The organism is Synergistaceae bacterium (assembly GCA_017540085.1).
Lineage (GTDB): Bacteria > Synergistota > Synergistia > Synergistales > Aminobacteriaceae > JAFUXM01.
The window spans coordinates 114,955-136,537 of the sequence record JAFYBQ010000006.1; the positions used below are offsets into that span (position 1 = coordinate 114,955).

22 protein-coding genes and 1 riboswitch are annotated in these 21,583 nt (G+C 50.4%); of the genes, 16 read left to right on the plus strand and 6 right to left on the minus strand.

Features of this window, described 5'->3' with window-relative positions:
- Positions 1-223: 223 nt before the first annotated feature.
- Positions 224-1,552 carry a cobyrinate a,c-diamide synthase gene (locus tag IKQ95_01200; protein ID MBR4195309.1) on the minus strand — a complete coding sequence of 443 codons (1,329 nt, stop codon included), beginning with the start codon at positions 1,550-1,552 and terminating at the stop codon, positions 224-226.
- Positions 1,549-2,058, minus strand: coding sequence for an energy-coupled thiamine transporter ThiT (thiT, locus tag IKQ95_01205; protein ID MBR4195310.1), 510 nt, complete (start codon positions 2,056-2,058; stop codon positions 1,549-1,551). Before thiT ends, IKQ95_01200 begins: the two co-directional genes overlap by 4 nt.
- Before the next feature lie 33 nt (positions 2,059-2,091).
- Positions 2,092-2,197: riboswitch (TPP riboswitch) on the minus strand.
- Positions 2,198-2,267: 70 nt separating this feature from the next.
- Between thiT and IKQ95_01210 the strand changes: the two genes are divergently transcribed.
- The 4 genes from IKQ95_01210 (at position 2,268) to cadA (ending at position 7,736) form a co-directional block, all read left to right on the plus strand.
- Positions 2,268-4,601 (plus strand): carbohydrate-binding domain-containing protein, encoded by a 2,334-nt coding sequence (locus IKQ95_01210; GenBank protein ID MBR4195311.1) that lies wholly within the window; start codon positions 2,268-2,270, stop codon positions 4,599-4,601.
- 108 nt (positions 4,602-4,709) lie between these two features.
- On the plus strand, positions 4,710-5,393 hold the full coding sequence (locus IKQ95_01215) for a hypothetical protein (protein MBR4195312.1): 684 nt from the start codon (positions 4,710-4,712) through the stop codon (positions 5,391-5,393).
- Between the two features lie 63 nt (positions 5,394-5,456).
- Positions 5,457-5,831, plus strand: coding sequence for a winged helix-turn-helix transcriptional regulator (locus IKQ95_01220; GenBank protein ID MBR4195313.1), 375 nt, complete (start codon positions 5,457-5,459; stop codon positions 5,829-5,831).
- 102 nt (positions 5,832-5,933) lie between these two features.
- Positions 5,934-7,736, plus strand: coding sequence for a cadmium-translocating P-type ATPase (gene cadA, locus IKQ95_01225; protein ID MBR4195314.1), 1,803 nt, complete (start codon positions 5,934-5,936; stop codon positions 7,734-7,736).
- On the opposite strand, the gene IKQ95_01230 is transcribed toward cadA, so the two are convergent.
- Genes IKQ95_01230 through IKQ95_01240 form a run of 3 tightly spaced genes read right to left on the minus strand, consistent with a single transcriptional unit; the run spans position 7,723 to position 9,143 of the window.
- Positions 7,723-8,610 carry a LysR family transcriptional regulator gene (locus IKQ95_01230; protein ID MBR4195315.1) on the minus strand — a complete coding sequence of 296 codons (888 nt, stop codon included), beginning with the start codon at positions 8,608-8,610 and terminating at the stop codon, positions 7,723-7,725. The two genes, cadA and IKQ95_01230, sit on opposite strands and share 14 nt — an antisense overlap.
- 4 nt (positions 8,611-8,614) lie before the next feature.
- Positions 8,615-8,965: a type II toxin-antitoxin system YafQ family toxin gene (locus IKQ95_01235; GenBank protein ID MBR4195316.1), complete on the minus strand. Its 351-nt coding sequence runs from the start codon at positions 8,963-8,965 to the stop codon at positions 8,615-8,617.
- Entirely contained in the window at positions 8,943-9,143 is a 201-nt protein-coding gene (locus tag IKQ95_01240) for a hypothetical protein (GenBank protein ID MBR4195317.1), read from the minus strand. Before IKQ95_01240 ends, IKQ95_01235 begins: the two co-directional genes overlap by 23 nt.
- Positions 9,144-9,260: 117 nt before the next feature.
- On the opposite strand from IKQ95_01240, the gene IKQ95_01245 reads away from it, so the two are divergent.
- The 5 genes from IKQ95_01245 to IKQ95_01265 all read left to right on the plus strand — a co-directional run bounded on the left by IKQ95_01245 (position 9,261) and on the right by IKQ95_01265 (position 12,851).
- Entirely contained in the window at positions 9,261-10,283 is a 1,023-nt protein-coding gene (locus tag IKQ95_01245; GenBank protein MBR4195318.1) for an alpha/beta hydrolase, read from the plus strand.
- Between the two features lie 77 nt (positions 10,284-10,360).
- Complete coding sequence (locus IKQ95_01250; GenBank protein ID MBR4195319.1) at positions 10,361-11,248, plus strand: aldo/keto reductase; 888 nt, start codon at positions 10,361-10,363, stop codon at positions 11,246-11,248.
- 46 nt (positions 11,249-11,294) lie between these two features.
- The gene (locus tag IKQ95_01255; GenBank protein ID MBR4195320.1) at positions 11,295-11,891 is read left to right on the plus strand and encodes a helix-turn-helix domain-containing protein; all 597 of its coding nucleotides are present in this window, start codon (positions 11,295-11,297) and stop codon (positions 11,889-11,891) included.
- A 1-nt stretch (position 11,892) separates the two neighbouring features.
- Positions 11,893-12,330 carry an HD domain-containing protein gene (locus IKQ95_01260; GenBank protein MBR4195321.1) on the plus strand — a complete coding sequence of 146 codons (438 nt, stop codon included), beginning with the start codon at positions 11,893-11,895 and terminating at the stop codon, positions 12,328-12,330.
- 47 nt (positions 12,331-12,377) lie between these two features.
- Positions 12,378-12,851 carry a YbjN domain-containing protein gene (locus tag IKQ95_01265; GenBank protein MBR4195322.1) on the plus strand — a complete coding sequence of 158 codons (474 nt, stop codon included), beginning with the start codon at positions 12,378-12,380 and terminating at the stop codon, positions 12,849-12,851.
- 45 nt (positions 12,852-12,896) lie between these two features.
- Here IKQ95_01265 and IKQ95_01270 read toward each other — a convergent pair whose 3' ends face one another.
- Complete coding sequence (locus tag IKQ95_01270) at positions 12,897-13,979, minus strand: acyltransferase family protein (protein MBR4195323.1); 1,083 nt, start codon at positions 13,977-13,979, stop codon at positions 12,897-12,899.
- Positions 13,980-14,119: 140 nt separating this feature from the next.
- Here IKQ95_01270 and IKQ95_01275 point away from each other — a divergent pair, with 140 nt between their 5' ends.
- The 7 genes from IKQ95_01275 (at position 14,120) to IKQ95_01305 (ending at position 21,443) form a co-directional block, all read left to right on the plus strand.
- Positions 14,120-15,247 carry an aldo/keto reductase gene (locus tag IKQ95_01275; protein ID MBR4195324.1) on the plus strand — a complete coding sequence of 376 codons (1,128 nt, stop codon included), beginning with the start codon at positions 14,120-14,122 and terminating at the stop codon, positions 15,245-15,247.
- Between the two features lie 55 nt (positions 15,248-15,302).
- The gene (locus IKQ95_01280) at positions 15,303-16,037 is read left to right on the plus strand and encodes an adenosylcobinamide-GDP ribazoletransferase (GenBank protein MBR4195325.1); all 735 of its coding nucleotides are present in this window, start codon (positions 15,303-15,305) and stop codon (positions 16,035-16,037) included.
- A 148-nt stretch (positions 16,038-16,185) separates the two neighbouring features.
- On the plus strand, positions 16,186-16,404 hold the full coding sequence (locus tag IKQ95_01285) for a bifunctional adenosylcobinamide kinase/adenosylcobinamide-phosphate guanylyltransferase (protein MBR4195326.1): 219 nt from the start codon (positions 16,186-16,188) through the stop codon (positions 16,402-16,404).
- Between the two features lie 6 nt (positions 16,405-16,410).
- The gene (locus tag IKQ95_01290; protein ID MBR4195327.1) at positions 16,411-17,184 is read left to right on the plus strand and encodes an HAD hydrolase family protein; all 774 of its coding nucleotides are present in this window, start codon (positions 16,411-16,413) and stop codon (positions 17,182-17,184) included.
- A 289-nt stretch (positions 17,185-17,473) separates the two neighbouring features.
- Positions 17,474-18,943: a phosphodiester glycosidase family protein gene (locus tag IKQ95_01295; GenBank protein MBR4195328.1), complete on the plus strand. Its 1,470-nt coding sequence runs from the start codon at positions 17,474-17,476 to the stop codon at positions 18,941-18,943.
- An 81-nt stretch (positions 18,944-19,024) separates the two neighbouring features.
- Complete coding sequence (gene murD, locus IKQ95_01300; GenBank protein MBR4195329.1) at positions 19,025-20,371, plus strand: UDP-N-acetylmuramoyl-L-alanine--D-glutamate ligase; 1,347 nt, start codon at positions 19,025-19,027, stop codon at positions 20,369-20,371.
- A 1-nt stretch (position 20,372) separates the two neighbouring features.
- Positions 20,373-21,443, plus strand: a complete 1,071-nt coding sequence (locus tag IKQ95_01305) for an FtsW/RodA/SpoVE family cell cycle protein (protein MBR4195330.1) — start codon at positions 20,373-20,375, stop codon at positions 21,441-21,443.
- Positions 21,444-21,583: the final 140 nt, after the last annotated feature.

Consider the following 21,583-nt stretch of genomic DNA (forward strand, 5'->3'; position numbering starts at 1 on the left):
AAGTCCGCTATAATAGCATTCCTGACTACTTGGTTACTTGGCTGAACATTTTACAGACGAAACCTTTTCCTTCGTCTAACCGCCTATATTCAGTTGTCAAAAAACTTGTTACTTCATTCGATGTCTTGTTCGTCGACTCTGTTCAGAACTATGTGATTCACCGAATAAATTAGATATTATCATACATTCGCATATAAAACAAAGATAAGAATTTAATACGCATTTAATCCCTTCTTGAAGTCAACGATTGCAGGAATTTTTCAGCAAGATGTTCGTTCCCGTAAAAGTTTATGTGAAGGTAGGATGCTAAAATATTCCCCCGCGCAAAGCCTCCGGGATGACTCCCGCTCCTGTTTCGCCTCGTCATCTCAAACGCGCAGAACTCCCCGAAAGTCTCAGGCTCAATCCGCGAATAGTGGTACTCATGGCCGCGAACAATATCACCCTCACGGCACAATATATTATTCCTCATTGCCCGCCCTGACATGTAGCCCATCACAGCCCGCCCGGTCATGAACGAGTCCCCCGGAATTACCCCGGCCATGTCGAATTTATGCCCGTCATTGTCGCAAAGAGTCCGGCAAAGATACATCATCCCCCCGCATTCGGCTAACATGGGCTTTCTGCACTGTCTCACGCTCTCAATCATGGTAACGTTCCCGGCGAGTCCTTCCGCGAAAATTTCAGGATACCCCCCGCAGAATATATAGCCGTCAGCCTCCGGGAGTCTCTCATCATTCAGCGGGCTGAACGCGATAATCTCAGCTCCGAGAGTCTCAAGCGTCTTCAGGCTCTCAGGGTAAACGAACGTGAACGCCTCATCACATGCGACTCCGACTCGGACGTTATATTTTGCTGACGGGACAAATTCACCGCATGGCCGAATCTCCCGGACATTTCCTGCGGCCTCTAGTATTCCGTCAACGTCAACTGAAGACTCAAATTTCCCGGCGAGAGTCCCGAAATCGTATCCGCAATTTTCCCCCGCCTGTATCAGCCCTAAATGACGCTCAGGAATCTTCATGCCGTCATCCCGCCTCAATGCACCGAGAAACTTTATGCCCTTCTCAGTTAGTGCTGACGATATAATTTCCTCGTGGTATTCTGACCCCGTGAAATTCAGAAGCACTCCCGCGAGATTTATATCACGGTCATATTCACGGAAGCCCAATGCCAAAGCCGCGGCACTCTCTCCCATTGAACGCGCATTAATCACAAGCACAACGGGAGAGCCTGTAAGCCTCGCGATTTCCGCCGTGCTGTTTTCTCCCCCGTCATAGAGTCCCATTGCACCCTCGATTAATGCGATGTCTTTCCCGCGTGATGTTGAGTCGAAAAGCTGAAGAGTCCTGTCCTCCGTCATTAGCCACGTGTCGAGATTGTACGCCTGACAGTTTCCGGCCATGCTGAGATATTCGCGGTCAATGTAGTCCGGCCCGGCCTTGTACGCTGAGACAGTCAGCCCCCGCTTTCTGAGGCAGGCGAGAAGGGCGCATGTTACTGTAGTTTTCCCGGAGCGGCTTGATGTCCCGGCGATTAGTACGCGCCTCAAACGGCTAATTCGCGCTCAAGAATCTTCCACAGGATTAGCGCGGCGATTCCTGAGACTAAATATTTCACGCCGAGAACGGGAGCATTGTAGAAGAATGAATATACCCATGGGCTTTGGCCTTCGGGGGCATACTGCGCGAAAAATATCGCCCCGGAAACTATGCTTGATGATGTCATTCCTGCAAACGCGAGAATGAGTCCAAGCCACCACGGGTGAAGGTCAGCCAGTCCCACGAATGAATAGGCCAGCGGGTAATCAAGAATGGCCTGCACGGGGTTGTAGACGTATGCGCCGAGAAGTATACGCAGTACACCGGACAAAGCTCCGGCGGCAATTCCCCATTTCCATCCGCGGCGGTACGTGAAAAGAATCAGCGGGACAAGCTCAAAGTCTACTGAGCCTCCCTGCGGCATCGTGAAAAGGTTGATTTTTGTCATGACAAACGACAGGGCTACGCATAAAGCACACTCAATCATTGCGGCGGTGTTTGCGCGTCTTGAAGGCATGATGTTTCCTCCTGATGTGCGAAATTTTCAGGGCGGGTATAAATTTTGTCTCCCTGCGGCGGAATTGCCCGCTTCAGGTTCAAAGGGTCGGTGATTTTTCTCACCCTCTCAGCAAAAATAAGCTCCCCTGAATGCAGAATATTATAACGCTTTACGCAATTTATGTTAAAATTCAATCAGTAAAATTCATGTCAAGGGAGTAATGTTTAATGAAAAAATTTTGCGTTACGTTTTACCTTTTCATACTGGCATCGTTTGTGTTCGCGATGTCAGGCTGCGGGGGCAGCAGCGGCGGAACTGTCGCCATCAATGACAACGGCAGCGGCGGCAACACTTCCACACAGTCAGCACAGAGCAGGAGAATGATATTCACCTCATCGGCACTCAAGCGCGGCAAAAACTACAGGCTTTTTCTGGGGAAAAATGCAAACGCGTTAGAGTTAAATACACCGGAGAACCCGAAATTTTTTCTTCCTCCTGTAACAAGAGGAAGCGAGGATATTACGCTCAATCTTGAGTTTAGCAGCGAGGTGAACCCGGATTTACCGTTCATGATTACGGAAGGGGATGGCGAAACGGTGGTGTTCTCCTACAATCCCAAAGGAACGGGCGAGGACACAACATCAAGGCAAGTTAAGCGTTACGGCGACGGAATGTATTATTTAACATACTCAAGCCTTACGCTCACGGGCGCGTCAGTCGAGCTTGAAGAAAGCGAGGGAATCATTGACATCGTGCTTAACTCTGACGGTACAGCCACAGCAAGCGGGGATGAAGTCCCCGTGTATGATTATGTGTGGCACGCAGACCCTCAGCACCCGGCGGAATATTGGACGCTCGGCGCGAACGGGACAGATGAGCTTGACGCGGACGCATACGAGACGGCAATAGAGGAAGGCGGCACGAACAACGGAATCTATATCGCCCGTGATATTCGCTACACTTCAGACACGCTGAACTTCACGACATCACAGACAGCCACAAAGGACGAGGATACAGAGTATGTAGTGTATTACGATTTCACGTCCGAGGCTGTAAGGTCGGCTCTTGCTAATGTTGTGTCTACATACGGGTCAGCGTACAGCAGCGACAAGTACATTTTCGCGACTCTCCCGATGTCCATGGGCATGGGCGGCGGTATGCCCGGCGGAACAATGCCCAGCGGTGATATGGGCGGCTTCCCCGGCGGAAATATGCCCAGCGGCGACATGGGCGGGAATCCTCCCAGCGGTATGCCCAGCGGCGACAGAGGCGGAAATCCTCCCAGCGGCGGCTTCCCCGGCAATAATACTCAGCTTCCCATTATGGGCGCGGCTTCTGACAGCTCAATAGCGGCTGTTTCAACAATGCTTCACTCATCGGCGGACGCTTACGCAAACCCCGTGCTTCACATCACCGAACCCGGAACTTACAGACTTTCAGGAACATGGAACGGTCAGATATGGATTGAAACGGGAGCTAAGGCACGTCATCAGGTCGGGCTTATCCTGAACGGCGTTACGGTGAAATGCAAAGTTGCACCCGCGCTTGTGTTCTACAAGGTCTACAAGTGGGCAGAGGATAACGGCTACGATGACCAGGACACATTAGCCACTAATAACCTGTGGCGGAATATCGGCGGGAAAATGTTAAGCGGAGACGGATATTTCTACAACGGCGCAATTGTTGAGGTTGCTGACGGGACGACAAACACCTTCACCGGCGCGAACGTCTACAGGATTCTTGAGCTTTGCCCGAAACTTACGGACAGCGGAGACGAAGAAGTTGTGAAATACACAGGCTCAAGCATAAAGATAGGGACAGACATCGGCCAGCAGGAAAAGATGTACAAACTTGACGGGGCATTCCATTCCCGGCGGTCTATGGTAATCGGCGGAGGCGAAGCGGGTACAGGTACGCTCAATATTACGTCCTCGACATATGAAGGTCTCGACTCTGAAATGCACCTTGTTGTCAACAGCGGCATAATCAATGTTACGGCGGCTGATGACGGAATCAACGTCAACGAGGATTATGTTTCAGTGTTCCAGATGGACGGCGGGACTCTCACGGTGTCTTCAACAGGCGGAGACGGCATAGACTCTAACGGATGGATTGCCATCAACGGCGGAAAGGTTGACATCACCGCAGGAAGCTCAAGCACAGGTGTTGAGGCAGGCATGGACTATGATAATGATTTATACATCTACGACAGCAGTGCGTACACATATCATCAGGCAAGCTCACAGGGCGGCGGCGGAAATACTCCCCCAAGCGGCGGTACAGACACAGGCACAGCCAGCGGAGACCAGTCCGGCAGCACAGGCACAGGCACGACAAGCGGCGACCAGTCCGGCACGGATACAGGAACAACAACATACAACACACTTCCTGTAACCGAGATAAAACATACCATCGGAAACGGCGCGGCGGTGTTCATATTGTTCCCCAACGATTCAACCATTCAGACTGACACCGAGGGCGAAAGGACAATCCCTCCAAGAAGTAACTCATTCGTCATTGAGCACAAGGTAAACGATTTCTCCGGAATATATGGCTATTGAGTCCTAATACGGATGATGAGGGTACTTCCCTAGGGGGTACTCTCTTTTTTATGGCCGGAATGAGTGTAGAATAGGCACATCACATTTCACATACTCGGAGGAATTTCCATGAGGAAAATTTTTCTTGCGCTGATGATTCTGTCAGTGTTCGCAATATCAGGGTGCGGGGGCGGCTCGTCGTCATCAGTGAATCCCCCTGTAATAAGCCCGGAGGTTAAAGAAGTAATCGTGCTGAGTTCGCCGGCTCTTGAGCGAAATAAACGCTACAGGATTTACACAGGCGCACAGCTCTCAGGCATGAACGGCGCGAGATATTACGTCTCAAACACGGGAAGCACCGCAGTTCAGTCGACACTAAATCTCAGCTTCAGCGTTGTGTTAAGCGCAGATGAGTCATTTATTGTCGTGAATGATTCGCCGGACTCCGCAGATCATTCCGGCGGGGTAGTGTTCGCGTATGACCCTTCCGGCGTTCTTGACACGTTCACTTCAGGCGGAAATATCGCGTTCACTGAAGGCCGTCCCATGTACTATAGGACTCTCAGCCTCTCGAACACAGCAGGCACAGACGAAACAGGCGGGCATTACGTCATGAAGGCTGAGTCGGCTGATGTATATAGGGAGTACACAAGCGGAAGGGGTACTACCTCATTCGCTGTCGGGACAGGAAGCGCGCTGAGTTTTGTTGCTGACGATGAGAGCTACGAGCCTAGAAACATACCTGCGTCAGGAAATATTCTGCGGCTTGTCCGAACGGTCAACACATTCTCAGGAATAATCCCCGAATATTAGCGCGGCAATTCAGGCGTGGGAGTCTCTTTTTCCGGGACTCCCTGCTTTTACGGAGATGATGACATGAATATGCTTCCTCACAATCACGACAGCAACATGGGCGCGATACTTGAGCGAATGCCGGATGGGGAAAAATTTTCGGAGGCCGCCTCAGTTTTCGCGCAGTTAGGAGACGGGACGAGGCTCAAAATATTATGGCTCTTGTGCCACACAAGGGAATGCGTTTCGGACATTGCCGCGGCACTGGGACTCAGCAAAGCCCTAGTATCACATCATTTGCAGCTGCTGAGAAGGTCGAATCTTGTTACGGGGACTCGCTCAGGCCAGGAGATTCACTACTCACTCAGCGACACTGACGAGGCAAAATTAATCCACAAAACTATAGAAGCTATGTTCAAGATAACATGCCCGTCAAAAATTATTGACTCCCAAAATTAAAGCAGTATAATTCCCTCATCATTCAAACAATCAAACAATCATTTGAATATTGAGAGGTGCTTAACGGTGAAAGAGCGCGTGAAAATCATCGTGCGTATTGTCATGGCCGGGCTTATTCTTGCGGTGCTGAAATTTTCTGAGTCCGCCGGATATTTTGAGGGCGTGAAATTCGCGGGAGTCCTTTACGTCATTCCGTATCTTATTGCGGGCTATGATGTGATTATCGAGGCTGTGAACGGAATCAGGGAGGGCGAAATTTTCGGGGAGTGCTTTTTGATGACCGTTGCCACAATAGGCGCGTTAATTCTCGGCGAATACCCTGAAGCCTGCGCAGTGATGATTCTGTATCAGACCGGGGAATTATTCTCGGACTATGCCTCAGACAGGACGCGGGAAAATATTTCGGCGTTGATGGACTTGCGTCCCGATTTCGCGGAAATAGAGACAGCACCGGGAGAGTCAGAAAGGGCTGACCCGTCATCAGTAACAGAAGGCAGCGTGATAATCATCCGTCCGGGCGGGAAAATACCGCTTGACGGCGTAATACTTGAAGGCAATTCGGGACTCGATATGCGGGCTTTGACGGGTGAGAGCATTCCTAGGAGCGTTAAGCCGGGCGATGAGGTGTTAAGCGGGTGCGTGAACCTTTCGGGAGTCCTGCGCGTCAAAACGACAAAGACATTCACCGAGTCAACAGCGTCAAAAATATTAGCCCTCATAGAGTCGTCAGCAGAAAACAAATCACATTCCGAGAAATTCATTACACGTTTCGCGAAAATATATACCCCGTTCGTTTGCGCCTCTGCGTTAATCCTCGCGGTAATCCCTCCGATATTCGCCGGTAATTTTCGGGCTTGGGTCTACAGGGCATTGACATTCCTTGTGGTGAGCTGTCCCTGCGCGTTAGTCGTGAGCGTTCCTCTTGCGTTTTTCGCGGCTGTCGGCAGGGCGGGGAGCCGTGGGATTCTCATAAAGGGCGGAATTTTTGTCGAGCGACTCGCGAATCTGTCAGCAATAATTTTCGACAAGACCGGGACATTAACGCGGGGAGTTTTTGACGTTGCCGGGGTATATCCTGAGTCTGTTACGGCGGGCGAGCTTCTGCACATGTCAGCACATGCCGAAAAATATTCCTCACATCCTATAGCTGAGGCGTTAAGGCGGGCTTATTCCTGCGGGGATGACTCGTGCGAAATTTCGGGCGCGGAAGAGATTCCCGGGTTCGGAGTCCGGGCAAATGTCAACGGCTCGGAGATATGTGCGGGAAATTCTGCGTTCATTTCAGGGGTTACAGGCGATGATGTCAGGCCGTGCGGAGAGTCGGGAACGGTGATACATGTAGCCTCAGACGGGAAATATTCCGGCCATGTCGTAATCTCGGACAAGGTGAAGGACAATGCCCGGTCAGCGGTTGAAATGCTCCGGGCTGAAGGTGTCGGAAATATCATAATGCTTACGGGAGACTCTGAGCCGTCAGCAAAAGAAACAGCAAAGGCACTCGGAATTGATGAGTATCACAGCAGTTTATTGCCTGCGGACAAAGTGAAAATAGCCGGGGGCGTGAAGGGAGTCCGGGCGTTTGTCGGGGACGGGATAAATGACGCTCCTGTGCTGGCTTGCGCTGATGTCGGGATTGCGATGGGCGGTCTTGGTACTGACGCGGCAATAGAGGCGGCTGATGTTGTGATTATGGATGACGATTTAGCGAAAATCCCGGAGGCCGTGAGAATTTCCCATAAATGCATGAGAATAGCGCGTGAGAATATATACGGCTCTATAGGCGTGAAGATCGTGTGCCTTTCGCTAGGGGCGGCGGGTGTTGCCGGGATGGAGCTTGCTGTTTTTGCTGACGTGGGAGTCTTGATTCTTGCGGTGCTGAACTCAATGCGGGCTATGATTCGCTGAACGAGGCTTTAAGGGCGTGGCGGAATTTCTGCGCGGCTTTCGAGAGAAGAGCGTCTTTCTTCCATGCGAGGACGAGTCCGGCTTTCACTTCAGGCATTAACGGTATGAACTTGAGGCCGCTGTCAGCCCCGGTATTCACGATGCCTTCTATTGTGATGAGGACTCCGAGTCCCTCACGCGCCATAATGGAAGCGTTGTAGGCGAGATTGTGAGTCCCGGTGATATTGAGGCGGTCAGCGCGTAATCCTAGCCATTCGGACAATTCGCCGTGTGTTTGAGCCTGATGTGAGAACAATAATTCCCGGCCTCTGATGTCTTCCGGGGTTACTGCGTCATGCGCGGCGAGTTCGTCATCATCCCGGACAACTGCGCCCCATCTGTCAGAATACGGGAGTGATATATACTCGTAATCGCTGAAGTTTGCTTTTCCCACAAAGAGCGCGAAATCAATCAGGCCATGTCCGAGCCTCATGGAAATGTCTTCAAAGTCCCCGCTTATCATCCTGTAGTCTATTCCGGGGTACTCAGCGCGGATTTCACGCAACACTTTTCCGATATAGCTGACTCCGGGAGTCTCTCCCGCTCCGATATATACGGTGCCTGTAATCGTAACGCTGTCAGTTCCGGCAAGCTCGGCGAGAGTTTTTGCTTCGAGGTCAATAATTTCCTGCGCCCGTTTCCGCAGGAGTATTCCGTCATTGGTGAGGCGTATTCCGTATTTCTCGCGGACGAATAATACCCGGCCTGTTTCGCGTTCGAGCTTTCCGAGCTGCTTGGAGAGTGCCGGCTGTGCCATGTGGAGACGGTGAGCGGCGCGGGTGATGTTGAGTTCGTTTGCGGCCTCAAGAAAATATTTCAGGAGATGTATTTCCATGCTGTTATCTGCCGAACAATTCCGAATGTGTAGCGACACGCGAGAAGACAAGAAGCTCAATCTTTGACGCGGGCTGTATCCTGTACACCAGCAGAAGGTCTCCCTTCACGTGGCATTCCCTGAACCCCTCAAATTTTCCTGTAAGCTCGTGGTCTTCCCATTCCGGGGGCATAGGGCCGTCATTAACCGCAAGGATTGACATTGCCTCTTTGATTCTGTGCATGTCATGCTTCCCGGAGGCTTCGAGGCGTTCCCAGTCTTTCTCAAAATCTTTTGTCTGACTGACATCCCGGAAGCGTCTTGTACGTTTTCTTTTCGCTGAATCCTTTTTGCTAGTCATTGTCGTTTTTTTCATGATAATTCAGCCAATTCTCGGCTATTTGCTTTGCTTCCTCCATTGCCCTCAATGTCGCGGGGGAGGGGTCTTTTTCGTAGTAATCCCTGCGCCACTGCGCCCGGAGCTTTCGCACGTCCTTTCTGATTTTCTGCGTGTGTTTCCTCGCTGTGTGGAAATTATTTCTGACTCTCTGCATTGTCTTTCACCTCATAATATTTTTCTCGGAATGTCTGACATTGTAGCACAGATATTAGACTTTTTCGGCACTGACTGCGATAATTACGCCATCACACAAAAATAGGAGGATTAATTCATGTTCAAGGCATTATTACTCACAGCTATGATTACCTGCCTCACATCGTCAGCATTTGCGCTCGAAAACGACTCCCGCGTCTTCAAGATTGACCCCGAAATCAAAGCCGAGAAAGTACACTTTCACAACCGTTACGGAATAGAGCTTACCGGGGATATTTATTACCCGAAAAATTTTGACCCGGCCAAGAAATACGCGGGAATAGCGGTATGCGGGCCTTTCGGTGCGGTAAAAGAGCAGGTCTCAGGACTCTACGCTCAGGAAATGGCCAAAGCCGGATATGTCGCAGTTGCGTTTGATCCGTCATTCACAGGCGAAAGCGGCCCGGAAAATGCGCGCTATGTTCCCTCGCCGGAAATTAACACAGACGATTTTTCGGCGGCGGTCGACTTCCTCAGCGTTCAGGATTACATTGACCCGGAGAAAATCGGCATTATCGGCGTTTGCGGCTGGGGCGGAATCGGTCTGAATGCCGCGGCGGCTGACACGAGAATAAAAGCCTCTGTAATCTCGACAATGTACGACATGAGCAGGGTTGCCCGCAACGGATATTTTGACTCTGCTGACTCAGACGATGCCCGCTACAGCGCAAAGAAGGCCATGAACGACCAGCGCACCAAAGACTACAAGTCAGGCACAAGCGCGAGGGCAGGCGGAGTCGTTGACCCATTGCCGGAAGACGCTCCGCAGTTCGTGAAAGACTACTACGCATACTACAAGACACCGAGAGGCTACCACGCTCGCAGCCTCAACTCAAACGAGGGATGGACGGTAACAGGCTCGCTTGCGATGATAAACATGCCCATGCTTACGGACATTTCCGACATTCGCAGCGCGGTTCTCATCATTCACGGCGAGAAGGCTCACTCTAGGTACTTGGGCGAGGATGCATTCAAACGTCTGAAGGGCGGCAACAAAAAGCTGATGATTATTCCGGGAGCTTCACACGTTGATTTGTATGACAACATGGAGAAGATACCCTTTGCGGAAATTGAGAAATTCTTTGCGGAGTACCTGAAGTAAATCAGCGGGAAGGAAAAAGATTCTGCCCTGTCGGTGAAATATCCGGCGGGGTAATTTTTATTACGGAGGATGACGACATGAAGAAGCTAATACTTTTTGCGGTGATGATTTCGGCCATGACAGCGGGGTGTTCTTTTGCTGACGTTCCCGGAGTCCCGTATGTTACTCTCAATGACGGAAACAAAATGCCCGTGTTAGGTCTCGGAACATGGACGCAGGACGATACCACAGCGGAAGAATCTGTGTACACGGCAATACGTGCGGGCTATCGTCTCATTGACACAGCGAGATATTACGGCAACGAGGCCGGAGTCGGGAAAGGAGTCCGCCGGGCAATAAGCGATGGGATAATCACGAGGGAGGATATTTTCATCACCACAAAGATTATGCCGGGAAATTACGCGAACCCCGACAAAGCCATAGACAGCTCAAATAACGCTCTCGGACTCGGATATATAGATCTCATGCTGATACATCAGCCCGGATATAACGATGAGGGAGTCTACAAGGCATTGGAGCGCGGAGTCGAGGCCGGGAAAATCCGCAGCATAGGAATATCGAACTACTACACGCCCGCAGACTTTGAGCGGATAACACGAGGGGCGAAAATAATTCCGGCAGTCGTCCAAAACGAGAATCACATCTACTATCAGAATACGGAGCTGAAAAAATATCTTCAGCGTTACGGGACTGTGATTGAGTCGTGGTATCCTTTCGGCGGAAGGGGAAAAACTCACGAGCTTTTCGGGAACAAGGCCATTCAGGAAATTGCACGGTCTCACGGAAAAACACCCGCGCAAATCATTCTGCGGTGGCACATTCAGGAAGGGTACATAGTGATTCCCGGCTCAAAGAATCCTGAGCATATCCGGGAAAATATTGATGTGTTTGATTTTTCGCTCACAAATGAGGAAATTAATATTATTTCGGGGCTTGACCGTCAGCAAAGATTTGAAATCTGGTAAAATTTCCGCCGTTACAGGGTATAATACTTCAAAAGAGGTGTTGATAATGGACAAAATATTTATTCCCGATGAACCAGAAACTGACGAGAAATTCAAGAACACCGAGGAAATGACCCACATCATCGGCGTAAATCTCAAGCGCGCCAGACTCGAACGCGGGTTCTCACTCGATGAGGTATCAACAAGAAGCACCGTAAGCAAAAGCATGTTGAGCGACATTGAGCGCGGCCGGAAATGCCCTACAGTAGCCGTGCTCTACAAGATATGCGAGGGGATTCACGTCTCACTGCCCTCGCTCCTGAAAGCCCCGGAGAAATTCGTTGAGGTCATCCGCAGTGAAGAGCTTGAGCAGCACGAAGACATTGACCGCCAGCCCCTGTTCAGGTACGACATTAACACGTCAATGGAAATCTGCAAGATCAGAATCGCCCCGAACACTGAAATCTCCGCAGAGCCTCACCCCGAAAGGGTCTGGGAGTACATCATGGTAATAGAGGGGAAATTCACGCTCATACTCGGCAAAGACAGCTACGAAATCGGCAAAGGCGAGGCAATCCGATTCCTTGCGAACAGGAAGCACATTTACGCCAACAAGACCGGCGAAGAGCTTTTAGCGTACTGTATCATTTATTACGGCGGGTAAGATGTTTTATTCTGCGCTCATCAACAAGGCCATTGACCTGTCATATAATGCTCATCACGGACAGAAGGACAAAGCCGGAAGGCCGTACTTCACGCACCCTTTCACGGTCGCCATGAGCATGGATACAGAGACGGAAATATGCGCCGCCCTCCTTCATGATGTTGTAGAGGACACCGGGGTTACTCTTGATGACTTGAGGAAAATTTTCCCGCCTGAAGTCGTCAATGCTGTTGACACTCTCACGCACAGGAACGGAGAAAGCTATGATGACTATATACGCCGGATAAAGGCCAGTCCCGTCGCAAAGAAAGTGAAGCTCGCTGACATTGCTCACAATATGGACGTAACGAGAATTTCAGGTGATGAGGTGCCGCGCTCAGAGTACGAAAAGCGCAGGAAGAAATACGAGCGTGCAAGGGAAATACTCACAGAGATGTGATATTATATCCCCTGCACAAAATTTTCATGCTAAGGAGTCAGCCGGAAATGAACGCAGGATATTCAGAGGAAATTGTTGACGTGATAAAAGGCTTTCTCGTTGAGGACGACTGGCATTTTGACTTTGACGAGGAAAGAGGAGTCTTCAAGTTCGGAGTGAGCATTGAGAGCAAACTCAAGCACCTGAGATACTTTATCCCCGTGAGGGAGGACGCATACACTGTTTACGCTGTCTCCCCGATAGAGGCCGACTCGGATGACGACAGCGTGATGAAAGAGATGGCCGACTTCATCTGCCGTGCCAATTACGGACTCAGGAACGGAAATTTTGAGCTTGACATGACAGACGGCGAAGTTCGCTACAAGTGTTTTGTTGACTGCGACGGAATTACCCCGTCCGAGGAAATCGTGAAGGGGAGCATAATTATCCCGTCAGTGATGTTTGACCGCTACGCCCCCGGAATGCTCGATATTATGTTCAAAGGCTCGAAAGCCGAGGAAGCAATAGCAAAGTGTGAATAATATTTATCCCTCCTGACAATTACGCCGGGAGGGATTTTTTCTGCCTTACTTCCTGAAAATTAACTTTCCCGGATAAAATATATACTCAATCCAGCCGAGCCGCTTGACATTCCTGTACAGCCATACGATACACAGGGGAATAAACAGAGCCGCGCAGAAGAAAAAAACGCTCATCACAATTATTGCAGGAACAGTGAAAGATGACAGCCCAAGAAAACGCAGCATGATTCTCAGGACAGCAATAATACTGTTGTGAGGAATATATATGACCATGCTGTAAGTGCCGCACAAAACTAGGAGGGAATTTCTGACGTTCAGCGCATAAAACACTATTAACAGCGCGGTGCTTATACATAATGCGCTTGCCGCCTCAACAAAAAGATTCCTTATGCCGCAGAAATATGACACAGAAAAAATCAATATGCCTGCAAGGAACAACATTACAGCGCGTGAAATTCTAGGATGTCTGACGCGAGTTATTATGTTCTGTCCGCTCATGAGATAACCCGCATGGAAATATAATCCGTAGTGCATTCGCCGCAGGAAGGCCGGAAGATTGTTGCCGTAAAACCCCGCCGCGAGAAATATTATTACCCATAGAAGCGCGTGAATATTCCTGTTCCCTATGAAGCGTTCGAGCAGTATGTGAAGGCTTTTCACAAAAAATAAGCTGCACAGAAACCAGTACACCGCGAATCCCCGCAAAGGAATATAATAAAGTGAACTCATCGCAGCAACGGAAAAATTTTCTGTATTGTCCAAGCCGAGAGAATGAAACATAAAAAATTTCGGCAGCCACAGAAGAAATGAAAAATACAGTCCCGGAAGATATATATCAGCGGCACACTTCATGATACGCCGGAAAGCTCCTGAAGGTCTCTGCCTCATGCCGTCCGCATACCCGGAAATCATGAACATTAACGGCATGTGAAAATTGTAGATGAAATAATATCCTGTTACAGAAAAGAAACTGCCGCGAGTAATTATCCCGCTGTCCTCAAATCCCTTGAATACATGGCCGACAACTACGAGGATTATCGCAAAGCCCCTCAGCGAATCAAGGACAATATCCCGCCCATCGCCCTGAAGCCCTGAAGCCCTGAAGCCATTATGAGCCGTTAATTTCATTTGTCAACTGCTCCTTTCATGATTTTTTACCCATGATTTTAGCATATATTTATTCCCAGGCCTGTTTTTTTGTTGCCTGAAATCCCGCTTGAGGTGTTATCATTTACCAATTCCATTAAACACGAGGGGGAATATTTATCATGTCATACTTAGGCGAGGACATCCGCAAGCTCGGATTCGGACTCATGCGCCTTCCGAAGGTCGCAGGCTCTGAGGACGTTATCGACATTGAGCAGACAAAGCAGATGGTTGACGAGTTCCTAGCAGCGGGCTTCACGTATTTCGATACGGCCTGGGCTTATGCAGGAAGCGAGGAGGCAATACGGAAAGCACTCGTTGAGCGTTACCCGCGTGAAAAATTCCAGCTTGCCACAAAATTAGCCGCGTGGATAAACTGCAAGACACGCGACGACGCTATAGCACAGTACACGGCATCGCTTGAGCGATCAGGGGCAGGATACTTTGATTTCTACCTGCTTCACAATCTCGGCGGCCCTAGGACTCACTTCTTTGAGGATTTCGGACTCTGGGATTACTGCCTCAATGAGCGCGAGAAAGGTAACATTAAGCACTTGGGCTTCTCGTTCCATTCGACAGCAGAAGAGCTTGAAGACATCCTCACCAAGCACCCTGAAGCCGAGTTCGTGCAATTGCAGATAAATTATTACGACTGGGAGAGCAACAATATACAGTCCCGGAAATGCTACGAGGTCGCCCGCAGACATGGCAAGCCCGTTATCATCATGGAGCCGGTGAAAGGCGGAAATCTCGCAACGCCCCCCGAATCAGTCGCAAAAATCTTCAGGGAAGCAGAGCCGGAGTCTTCCTGCGCGTCATGGGCTGTACGTTTCGCCGCAGACCTAGAAGGAGTCATCACCGTCCTGTCAGGAATGTCGAGCATTGAGCAGATGAGGGACAATTTGTCGTACATGAAAGATTTTTCCCATCTCACGCCGGAGCAGAAAGACACAATCCGCAGGGCAAACGAGGAATTAGCCCGCATACCTACAATCCCCTGCACAACCTGTAACTACTGCGCGAAAGTCTGTCCCATGAATATCGGAATATCGCCGTCATTCCACGCCCTGAACGTTTACACGCTCTACGGGAATTATGACCTTGCCGCCAACCGCATATATTTTGACGTTGTTATGCAGGGACACAAGAAGGCTTCAGAGTGCATAAAATGCGGAAAGTGTGAGGCTGCCTGCCCTCAGCACATCGAAATACGCAAAGAGCTTGAGAGAGTCGCAGCAACATTCAAATAACAGACTGTAAATTTTCCCCTTGCCATAATCGGCAGGGGGATTTATTTTATTCCTCATGCTGAAATCGTTTCTCATCGTCTTATCCTTCATATCAGTGATTCCCGTCCCTGCTCCCGAATGGACTCCCCCTAATTTGCGCTGGTTCTGCGTGATGATTCCGATTGTCGGCGTGATATTCGGGGGATTATGGGCGGCACTGCGGGATATTCTCTCATGGCCGGGAGCCTCGCCAATTCTGCGCGGGTTCGTCATGATGCTTCTGACTCTGGCACTAACGGGAGGGCTTCACCTCGACGGACTCATGGATTCCTGCGACGCGATATTTTCCCACAGAGACAGGGAGACTCGCCTGCGGATTCTCTCCGACACTCACGCCGGATCATTCGCGGTAATGGGCTGTGTAATTGTCCTCATGGCGAAAACGTTATTATTCTCTGAGCTGTTCACGCTTAACGCTGACCCCTTAACCCTGTTCCCTGTGCCTATATTTTCACGCTTGGGAATGTCGGTGCTTCTCGTGAATCTTCCTTTTGCGAAAATGGGCGGGCTTGCTGTAATTCTCGGCTCGTCAAGAAATCGGCGCGACAATATTTTTCTCGTGATGATGTTCGTGATACTTTCAGCCGTAAGCATGAAGATTATTCCGGCCATGTTGATTTTGTGCGTAATACTTCACGTGATAATATGCGTTAAACTTTTCGGGGGCATAACAGGCGACCTTCTCGGAGCGTTCGTTGAAGCCTCAGAAGTAATCATGCTGTCCGGGATGGTGATAATGTTTTGCATCTGATAATCGGCGGACGTTACATGGGAAAAGAGATTACGCGCTGAAACTTTACGGGGGTTTCAGGAATGTATATGACCTTTCGCGGAATGACCCGGATAATATACAGCCCGGGCTTGTTACGGACATTCACGAGGGGGCAAAGTCTCTGCTTATGCGCGGGATTAGTCCGGCAGAATTTTTTGCTGACAGGATAAATATATTGCGCGAGTGCGTGATTACTGGCGATGAGATTTGCGGGGGAGTTGTTCCGGCGGACTCCTTCCTGCGAAAATGGCGCGACGAGACCGGGAAGCTGTACCAATATTTAGCGAGTGAGGCGGAAATTGTTGACCGCGTTTTTGCCGGATTACCGCTGAGGCTGAAAGGGTAAAATTCCATGAAGTATATATTTTTCGACATCGACAATACATTAATCAGCCACAAGAACAAGCCGCATATCCCCCCCGAAACTTTGACGGCAATAAATCTCCTGCGTGAATCCGGCCATGTTCCTGCGATTGCTACGGGGCGGGCGGGATTCCTGACTATGACGGCGGCAAAAGCGTTCGGGATTAATTATCTTGTGTGCGCGGGAGGGTCTGAGATTTTTGTTGACGGGAAGAAGATTCACACGGCGTACTTTCCCGGCGAATATATAGCCTCATTCCGTGAAACAGCGTCAAGATTCCCGGACATCACAGCGGCGGCTGGCGAGGAATATTTATACGCGGACAATGATTTTGACTCCTTCAGGGAATATTTCAGCTCTCAGGCCGGGTATGACTGCATAAGGCCGTTGCAGGAGCTTGAGCGGGCGACAATGTGCTACATTATGCGGCCTCACAGTATGCTTGACGTGTCGCACGGGATATTCTTCACCCCTCCTGCGGGCGTAAGACTCGAAATAATGCGGGGCTTCACGGAGGCGAGATGCTCAGAGTCTACCAAATGGCGCGGAATCGAAATGATGATAGAGGCTCTCGGCGGTGATATTTCTGACGTTGTAGCGTTCGGGGACGGCCCTAATGACGCGGACATGCTCAGGAATGCGGGAGTCGGCGTAGCTGTCGGGATATGCTCGGACGAGGCGCGGAAGGCGGCTGATTATGTGTGTGATGATATTGACGAGGGCGGAATCCTGAAGGCTTGCAGATATTTGGGACTGGTATAAACACGCGGGGAAAAAATAACGCCTGTGAAATTCAGCAGAAGGCCGGAAAATTTTTGCGTGAATGTCAAATTGAAAGCACGAAAGGGAATATAATACTGTCTGAAATAAGAGAGCCTCCGCGGAAACCGTGTAGTGAGTGTTCTGACCCGTCCTAATTAAGACATTTGAGTCTGCGGCATGAAGCCTGAATAGAAGCGAGTGTTGGCTCAGAACGTAATCATTATCACGCGAACCCGCAGGGGCATGAGAGAATTATAACAGAAAAAATAACTGCGGGGGATTAATCTTAATGTCAAAAACTTTCAGGCGTTTAATCATCACACTAATCATACTCATTCTCATACCGTCATCATCACAGGCCGTAACAAAATATGAATTTCTCACGGGATTATTGCTCGCACGGGGCATAAATTGGAGCGAGTCCCCAGAAGCCCCCTACAGCGACGCACCAGGCTTCCTTCTGCGGACGGGCTATGTGTCCGACACTGTAACGAAACTCGACAGCCCTGCAACGAGGCGCGACGCTCTGCGCTGGTGCATTGAGAGTCTCGGACTGACATTCGAGGCCGGACTCCTCTCTGACTACCCGACAGGATTCACGGACGACAGGAATCTCACCGCGTTCGAGCGGGGCTGCCTTGTCGCGGCGACTCACATGAACCCGCCTATATTCAGCGTGTCAGACTTCAAGGGGCAGAGATTTTCCGGCGCAAGCAATCTCACTCTCAACGAGGCTCGCGGCATTCTCCAGAAACTCGGCAACGCTTCCCGGAATTTTTCGCTTGACGTTATACGCAACCCCGTGAAGGGACTCCGCATTCACATTCACCGCGAGGGAGTGCCGTCCGGGATTCCTGAGTGGCGTTTTTTTGCTGACGGCATAAAGACAAAGGCAGCGGCGGATTACTTCAAGTCCTCGCTGAAAGAAGAAGGCTATGATGTCAGCATCGCGGGCGTGAATGGGAGCTACAGTATCAAGAGTCAGAAACTTGGCGACTATAATCACGTTCGGCGGCTCGAAGCAATCGCCAAAGCCAGAGGACTCACAACAAGAGTCCTTCCCTCAATGAGCAACCCGAACACGAGAGTCCTGCCCCGTTTCTGGGTCATGCTCATGATAGATCCGAGCTACTACAAAATTTCCCCGATAGCCTCAGGCGGAGACCCTACAGAGCTTCGGACACTCTCAGCGATATACAGTCAGAATAACGTTCAGGCAGCAATAAACGCGGGCTTTTTCGGGAAGCTGAAGGGCGGTAAGGGATTTCCCGTCGGCGCACTGCGTGTAAACGGGCGGAATTTCACCCTGCCTTACGACATGAGGGGCTGCCTTGCGTGGAATGATGACGATGAAGCACTTTTCGCGGTCGCAGAGGCTACAGAGGATGCAAATTACTGGCCGGAAATGACCAACGTTATACAGGCCGGGCCTATGCTGATTGATGACGGTCAGACGGCAAATTACGAGGAGAGTTTCAAGGGCGGGATAATTTCTGCGCGTCATCCCCGCTCTGCTGTCGGCCTCAACGCTGAAGGCTCATGGGTATTCATGGCGGTTGACGGGCGCAACGGTATGCACTCATCCGGGGCTACAATCAGCGAGCTTACGGAAATAATGCGGGGGCAGGGGATGGTTTACGCGCTCAATCTTGACGGCGGCGGCTCTACGGAGATAATCATTGACGGGAAAATCTACAACATTCCTTCAGACGGCTACGAGCGGAGAATATCATACGGGCTTGGAGCTGTTCCGAGATAAACGCGGGCGGGCTGTAACAGTTACCTGCACTATAATATTTGACGTGTTCACGAGAAATTCACAGGAGGCATAATTTTTCACATGCAGAAAGTTTCAGTAATAGGCGCAGGGGTCAGCGGGCAGGGTCTCGCGCTTCTTGCTCATAATCTAGGATATGAAGTATTTGTGTCAGAAATGAAATCCATATCCCCGGAGGCAAAATCACTTTTCACAGAGAATAATATAGCCTTTGAGGAAGGGCATTCGGCAAAAGTTTTTGACTGTGATACGCTCCTAATCAGCTCAGGAATCCCGCCTCAGTCAGAAATTTTGCGGGAGGCACAAAAACGCGGGCTGACTCTCACGGGCGAGCTTGATTTTGTCATTCCTCACATCAGAACCCGTAACCTTGTCTGCGTAACAGGGAGCAACGGAAAAAGCACAGTAACTTCACTCACCGGGCATATACTTTCGCGGGCGGGACTCAAGACCGGGACAGGCGGCAATCTCGGCACAGCGTCAGCCATATTCACGCAGGAAGATTTTGACGCGGTAATCCTCGAACTGTCTAGCTTTCAGCTTGCGCGGGCGACTCAGAATCTCCGGGCAAATGTCGCGATAATCACAAACTTAGCCCCGGATCATATCGACTGGCATGGAAGCTATGAGGCTTACGTTGAGGCAAAGTCCCGCGTTCTGACACTGCGAGACAAAAACGGCTGGGGAATAATTCAGGAAAGGGATTATGACACTCTCAGGCCGTCCGGCAAAATCATCACACTGTCATGGACGGAGACACCTATTCACGAAACTGACGGGCATATATTCATGGCGAAAGACCGCGCAATACTCACGATAAACGGCGAGTCGTCCACAATTTTCACATACAGCGACACAACGCTAATCGGTTCACACAATCTTGAGAATGTCGCAATGTCCCTATGCGCCGCAAAATTATCGGGTGCTGACATTTCCGGGAGGGCAAAATTTCTGCTTGAGGGGTTCAGGCCGCTTCCGCACAGGTGCGAGGATGCCGGGACGCTTGACGGCGTTCACTATATCGACGACTCAAAGGGGACGAACGTAGCCGCCACAATCACCGCAATGAAGTGCATACCGGGCAGGAAAGTAATCATTCTCGGCGGTCAGGGAAAGGGCGAGGACTATACCCCGCTGGCGCAGGCCGTGAAGGATGAATGCGATTGCGCGGTGTTAATCGGCACGGAAGCCCCGAAAATCCGGGAGGCATTACAGCGTGAAGGATTCGTGAATTTCCGCATGGCCGGGACAATGGAAGAGGCCGTAGACATTTCGCAGGCTTCAGCGCGTCCGGGAATGGTAGTGTTATTGTCGCCCGCCTGCACAAGCTGGGACATGTACAAGTCCTACAAGGCAAGGGGCGAGCATTTCTGCAAAATCGTCCGCGAAAAGATAAAATCAGCGTCGTAACATGGAAATATTGATACCGTTGATACTGAGCGGGTGCGGACTCGTGATGATTTCTTCTCTGTCATTACGCAACAGCATGGCCGGAGGGAATCCCTACGCTGCTCCCCTGAAACAGTTTCAGCTTATCGGAATGGGAGTTACTCTCATGATGATATGTTTTGCGTGGACTAGCCCGTCAGTGAAGAAGCACAGCGGAAAATTGTTCGCGCTGGCATTCCTGCTTCTTGTGCTGACGGCGATACCCGGAGTCGGGATCAAAGTCGGAGGGGCGCGGAGGTGGCTGAATCTTTTTGTGATTCGCTTTCAGCCTTTGGAGCTTGCATTGTTCGCTGTGCCAATATTCATGGCCGACAGATTAACCGATGAGGACAGCCTCACAAAGCGGGGGAACTTCCATTCATTTATCCGCCCTACCCTTATGGTGATATTGATGATGGGCATACCGTTAATGCTTCAGCCGAACTTAGGCGGGACGATTATTGTAACGGCTATATGCTTTGTCATGCACATAGAGCGGCGGGGATGGAAGTATCCTGTACTGGGCGTGATACTGGGATTCGGGCTTGTTGCACTGCTGATACTGATTGCGCCGTACAGGATGAGGAGGTTCAATGCCTTCTGGGATCCTTGGGCTGATCCTATGGGCCAGGGCTTTCAGATAATACAGGGGCTTGTAGCTTTCGCGAACGGCTCACTGACAGGAGTCGGAATCGGCAAAGGTCTTCAGGAGGAAAGGTATCTCCCTGAGTCTGACACGGATTATATTTTCCCTGCGATAGGCGAGGAGTTCGGGCTTGTAGGGACGATGTTTCTGCTGATACTATATGCGCTTTGGACATGGAGAGTCTACTACATATACCGAGACGCTAAGACTCCTTTCACGAAATCGCTGGCATTGGGTCTCACAGCCTCGGTGATATTTCCCATGTTCGTGAATGTTGCGGGCGTAACAAGGCTAATGCCGCTGTCAGGAATCCCGATGCCATTTCTCAGCGCGGGGGGAAGCTCTATGCTCCTTATGTGGGCGAAAGTAGGACTCTTAATGTCAATCAAAATGGAGAACAAGCAGTAGTCAGTAACCTCACGGCTAAAGCCGGAGGCTTGTAAAAGCCTTGACTGACTAGCCTAAGCGCAAGCTACGTTGCCTGCGAATATATAGTTACCTGCGAGCGTAAATCCTAACTTGCAGCTCTAAGGATTATGGTTAAAAGC

What these genes read in the sequence shown, in the direction of transcription:
- thiT (MBR4195310.1), bottom strand. Translation starts at nt 2,058, where the DNA reads ATGCCTTCAAGACGCGCAAACACCGCCGCAATGATTGAGTGTGCTTTA.
- IKQ95_01210 (MBR4195311.1), top strand. Translation starts at nt 2,268, where the DNA reads ATGAAAAAATTTTGCGTTACGTTTTACCTTTTCATACTGGCATCGTTT.
- IKQ95_01215 (MBR4195312.1), top strand. Translation starts at nt 4,710, where the DNA reads ATGAGGAAAATTTTTCTTGCGCTGATGATTCTGTCAGTGTTCGCAATA.
- IKQ95_01220 (MBR4195313.1), top strand. Translation starts at nt 5,457, where the DNA reads ATGAATATGCTTCCTCACAATCACGACAGCAACATGGGCGCGATACTT.
- cadA (MBR4195314.1), top strand. Translation starts at nt 5,934, where the DNA reads ATGGCCGGGCTTATTCTTGCGGTGCTGAAATTTTCTGAGTCCGCCGGA.
- IKQ95_01230 (MBR4195315.1), bottom strand. Translation starts at nt 8,610, where the DNA reads ATGGAAATACATCTCCTGAAATATTTTCTTGAGGCCGCAAACGAACTC.
- IKQ95_01235 (MBR4195316.1), bottom strand. Translation starts at nt 8,965, where the DNA reads ATGAAAAAAACGACAATGACTAGCAAAAAGGATTCAGCGAAAAGAAAA.
- IKQ95_01240 (MBR4195317.1), bottom strand. Translation starts at nt 9,143, where the DNA reads ATGCAGAGAGTCAGAAATAATTTCCACACAGCGAGGAAACACACGCAG.
- IKQ95_01245 (MBR4195318.1), top strand. Translation starts at nt 9,261, where the DNA reads ATGTTCAAGGCATTATTACTCACAGCTATGATTACCTGCCTCACATCG.
- IKQ95_01250 (MBR4195319.1), top strand. Translation starts at nt 10,361, where the DNA reads ATGAAGAAGCTAATACTTTTTGCGGTGATGATTTCGGCCATGACAGCG.
- IKQ95_01255 (MBR4195320.1), top strand. Translation starts at nt 11,295, where the DNA reads ATGGACAAAATATTTATTCCCGATGAACCAGAAACTGACGAGAAATTC.
- IKQ95_01260 (MBR4195321.1), top strand. Translation starts at nt 11,893, where the DNA reads ATGTTTTATTCTGCGCTCATCAACAAGGCCATTGACCTGTCATATAAT.
- IKQ95_01265 (MBR4195322.1), top strand. Translation starts at nt 12,378, where the DNA reads ATGAACGCAGGATATTCAGAGGAAATTGTTGACGTGATAAAAGGCTTT.
- IKQ95_01270 (MBR4195323.1), bottom strand. Translation starts at nt 13,979, where the DNA reads ATGAAATTAACGGCTCATAATGGCTTCAGGGCTTCAGGGCTTCAGGGC.
- IKQ95_01275 (MBR4195324.1), top strand. Translation starts at nt 14,120, where the DNA reads ATGTCATACTTAGGCGAGGACATCCGCAAGCTCGGATTCGGACTCATG.
- IKQ95_01280 (MBR4195325.1), top strand. Translation starts at nt 15,303, where the DNA reads ATGCTGAAATCGTTTCTCATCGTCTTATCCTTCATATCAGTGATTCCC.
- IKQ95_01285 (MBR4195326.1), top strand. Translation starts at nt 16,186, where the DNA reads ATGCGCGGGATTAGTCCGGCAGAATTTTTTGCTGACAGGATAAATATA.
- IKQ95_01290 (MBR4195327.1), top strand. Translation starts at nt 16,411, where the DNA reads ATGAAGTATATATTTTTCGACATCGACAATACATTAATCAGCCACAAG.
- IKQ95_01295 (MBR4195328.1), top strand. Translation starts at nt 17,474, where the DNA reads ATGTCAAAAACTTTCAGGCGTTTAATCATCACACTAATCATACTCATT.
- murD (MBR4195329.1), top strand. Translation starts at nt 19,025, where the DNA reads ATGCAGAAAGTTTCAGTAATAGGCGCAGGGGTCAGCGGGCAGGGTCTC.
- IKQ95_01305 (MBR4195330.1), top strand. Translation starts at nt 20,373, where the DNA reads ATGGAAATATTGATACCGTTGATACTGAGCGGGTGCGGACTCGTGATG.